Annotated in this window: 3 protein-coding genes and 1 pseudogene; 1 reads left to right on the top strand and 3 read right to left on the bottom strand. The window is 71.2% G+C overall.

Features of this window, described 5'->3' with window-relative positions:
* The 3 genes and pseudogenes from ACIQRL_RS20625 to ACIQRL_RS20635 all read right to left on the bottom strand — a co-directional run.
* A pseudogene (locus tag ACIQRL_RS20625) lies at positions 1 to 377 on the bottom strand (hypothetical protein); the annotation flags it as partial.
* 86 nt (positions 378 to 463) lie between these two features.
* Positions 464 to 1,054, bottom strand: coding sequence for an N-acetylmuramoyl-L-alanine amidase (locus tag ACIQRL_RS20630; protein ID WP_401333173.1), 591 nt, complete (start codon positions 1,052 to 1,054; stop codon positions 464 to 466).
* Between the two features lie 155 nt (positions 1,055 to 1,209).
* Positions 1,210 to 1,443 (bottom strand): hypothetical protein, encoded by a 234-nt coding sequence (locus ACIQRL_RS20635; protein WP_401333175.1) that lies wholly within the window; start codon positions 1,441 to 1,443, stop codon positions 1,210 to 1,212.
* Between the two features lie 209 nt (positions 1,444 to 1,652).
* On the opposite strand from ACIQRL_RS20635, the gene ACIQRL_RS20640 reads away from it, so the two are divergent.
* On the top strand, positions 1,653 to 3,059 hold the full coding sequence (locus ACIQRL_RS20640) for a family 2B encapsulin nanocompartment shell protein (RefSeq protein ID WP_401333178.1): 1,407 nt from the start codon (positions 1,653 to 1,655) through the stop codon (positions 3,057 to 3,059).
* Positions 3,060 to 3,214: the final 155 nt, after the last annotated feature.

A 3,214-nucleotide genomic window follows, 5' to 3' on the forward strand; every position in this document is an offset into this window, starting at 1 on the left:
ACCGGGTTGTCCGGGGTGGCTGACCTGGGCCGGTCGGCGGGATCGGCCGGGTTGTCCGGGGTGGCTGACCTGGGCCGGTCGGCGGGATCGGCCGGGTTGTCCGGGGTGGCTGACCTGGGCCGGTCGGCGGGATCGGCCGGGGTGGCCGGGGTGGCTGACCTGGGCCGGTCGGCGGGATCGGCCGGGTTGTCCGGGGTGGCCGGGTTGTCCGGGGTGGCGGGGCTGACCGGATCGGCGGGGCTGTCCGGGGTGGCGGGATCAGCCGGGGTGACCGGGTCGGCCGGGGCGAGCGGGCCGGGGGCTCCGGGTGTGCCGGGGGTGTGCGGCGGGCCGGGGGTGGGTGCGGCGGCGCGGTCCGGGGCGGCGGGGCTGGTCACCGTCTCATTGTCGGACACCTGTCCGGGGACGGCCGGACGCGGGGGCCGCGAGACCGGCCGTCCCCGCCGGCCCTCGACGCCTCAGCTCACTTCAGCAGCTCGCGGACACGCCCCCGCAGGAAGCTCATCGTGAAGCCTCGAGGGTCCACCTTTCCCGGCTGCCATTCCAGGTGGCCGATGACCGAGCGCTCCGTCCAGCCGTGGAACCGGCAGATCGCGGCGGAAACCCTGGCGATGGCGTCGAGCTGGACCTCGGGCCACGGGTCCTTGCCGTCGCCGAGGTTCTCGCACTCGAAGCCGTAGAAGTGGCGGTTGCCGTCGGTGTTCGCCTCGTTGTCGTGCGGCAGCGCCTTCTCGGCGATCACCGCGCGCAGCACGTCGTCGTCGCCGAGACCCGCGTGGTTGGCCCGGCCGTAGCCGACCAGGTGGAGGACGCCGTCCTTGGTGATGACACCGTGGCACAGCGGTCCGGGCAGGTCCTCGCGGCCCTCGCGGCAGAGCCCGACCGTGAGTTCGGTGCCCGAGGTCACCGTGTGGTGGATCATCACCCCGTGCACCGGGCCCCAGGGGCCCTTGTGATTGCGGTTGTGATGCTCCCAGTCGCCGACCTCGACGACACGGACGCCTTCCTCCTTGATCCGGTCCAGGAAACTGCCCGCGGACATGGGCGATGCCATGGCCGACTCCTTCGCGCTGTACGTCGGCCACCTGTCGTGCCCGTCTCGTACCGCAGCTTCTATAGCCGGCCGGGCTGCCGGACCCACTCGTTCGCACAGCGTGCGAGCCGATCCGGACAGACACGGAGTAAGCGGTCGTAACCGGTCGAGTCCGGTCAGGATCGGAGGAAGGCGTCCCCGTGGACGGCGATGTGACTCTCCAGCGCCTGGAGCGCCTGCCGGGTCGCCTCGGGGGAGCCGCTGCCGCGCCGCTCCGCGTAGTAGGCGGCGCCGAGTCTCTTCAAGAGGTCGCCGCCCGCCCGCTGCGCCTGCACATCGTCGAGTTTCTGCTTGCCCTGCGTGAGGCCGCGCTGCGCCTGCTCTTTCGCGCGGTCCAGGAACCCTGCCACTGCTGTCTCCTGTCGTTGTCCGTCGGGGAGCGAACGGATGGCCGGATCTTGGAGTTCCCCCGGCGGACGGGCGGCGCCGCCGTCGAAATCGCCCTCTCTGCCCAGGTCCAGGGTGATCCATTCCCCCTCATTCGTGTAATAGCACCAGCACGCTCCGTGATGGAAGGCTTACTCCCGAAGATCAGTGCACGACCGGGAGGGCAATTTTCATGTCGGTAGGCGAAGAGGTCCGCGCGGAGCAGGGCCGTCCGCAGCAGAGTCTCGGCACATCCGCCGCGCGGAACCTGGCCACCACCACCAAGTCCGCGCCACAGATGCAGGAAATCAGCTCACGGTGGCTGCTGCGCATGCTTCCGTGGGTGAACGTGCAGGGTGGCACGTACCGCGTGAACCGGCGGCTCAGCTACTCCGTGGGCGACGGCCGCGTGACGTTCGTCAAGACCGGGGACCGGGTCCAGGTCATCCCCGCGGAACTCGGAGAACTGTCCGTACTGCGGTCGTACGAGGATCACGAGGTGCTGGGCGAACTCGCCCAGCGGTGCCAGCAGCGGGAGTTCGCCCCGGGAGAGGTGCTGGCCTCGTTCGGCAACCGGGCCGAAGAGGTGTTCCTGCTGGCGCACGGCAAGGTCGAGAAGATCGGCACCGGCCCCTACGGGGGAGACGCGGTGCTCGGTGTCCTCGCCGACGGCGCGTACTTCGGGGAGCAGGCGCTCATCGACCCGGAGGCCATCTGGGAGTACACGGCCCGCGCGGTGACGGCGGTGACCGTGCTCGCGCTGCCCCGCCAGGACCTCGAACAGGTGGCGGAGCGCGCCGAGTCCCTGAGCGCCCATCTCCAGGAACTGCGCGCGATTCCGTCGCAGCGCACCAACAAGTACGGCGAGAAGGAGATCGACCTCGCGGCCGGCCACACCGGGGAGCAGGACATCCCGGGCACCTTCGTGGACTACGAGGCCACCCCGCGCGAATACGAACTGAGCATCGCCCAGACGGTCCTGCGCCTGCACACGCGCGTGGCCGACCTCTACAACCAGCCGATGAACCAGACGGAGCAGCAGTTGCGGCTCACCGTGGAGGCGTTGAAGGAGCGCCAGGAGCACGAGCTCATCAACAACCGCGAGTTCGGGATGCTCAACAACTGCGAGTACGACCAGCGGCTCCAGCCGCACGACGGCGTACCGAGCCCGGACGACATGGACGAACTGCTCAGCCGACGGCGCGGCACCAAGCTGTTCCTCGCCCACCCGCGCGCGATCTCCGCGTTCGGCCGCGAGCTGAACAAGCGCGGACTCGTCCCCGAGAGCATCGAGATGGCCGGCAACCGCATCCCGACCTGGCGCGGGGTGCCGATCTTCCCGTGCAACAAGATCCCGGTCAGCGACGCCCGTACGACCTCGATCATCGCCATGCGCACCGGCGAGGCCGAACAGGGAGTGGTCGGGCTCCAGCAGGCCGGCATCCCGGACGAGATCGAGCCGAGCCTGTCGGTGCGCTTCATGGGCATCAACGAGCAGGCGATCATCTCCTACCTGGTGACGGCGTACTACTCGGCCGCGGTGCTGGTGCCGGACGCCCTAGGCATCCTGGAGAACGTCGAGATCGGCCGCTGGCGGTGACGATCCGCGAAGCGGAGCCCGTCGTGGGGCCCCCCCCCCCGGGGGGGGGCCCCCGGGGGGGGGGGCCCCCCCGGCGGGGGGGGGGGGGGGGGGGGGGGCCCCCCCCGGGGGGGGGGGCGGGGGGCGCCCCCCCACCGCGGCGCCCGCCCGGGGCG

Source organism: Streptomyces sp. NPDC091209 (genome assembly GCF_044757755.1).
GTDB lineage: Bacteria > Actinomycetota > Actinomycetes > Streptomycetales > Streptomycetaceae > Streptomyces.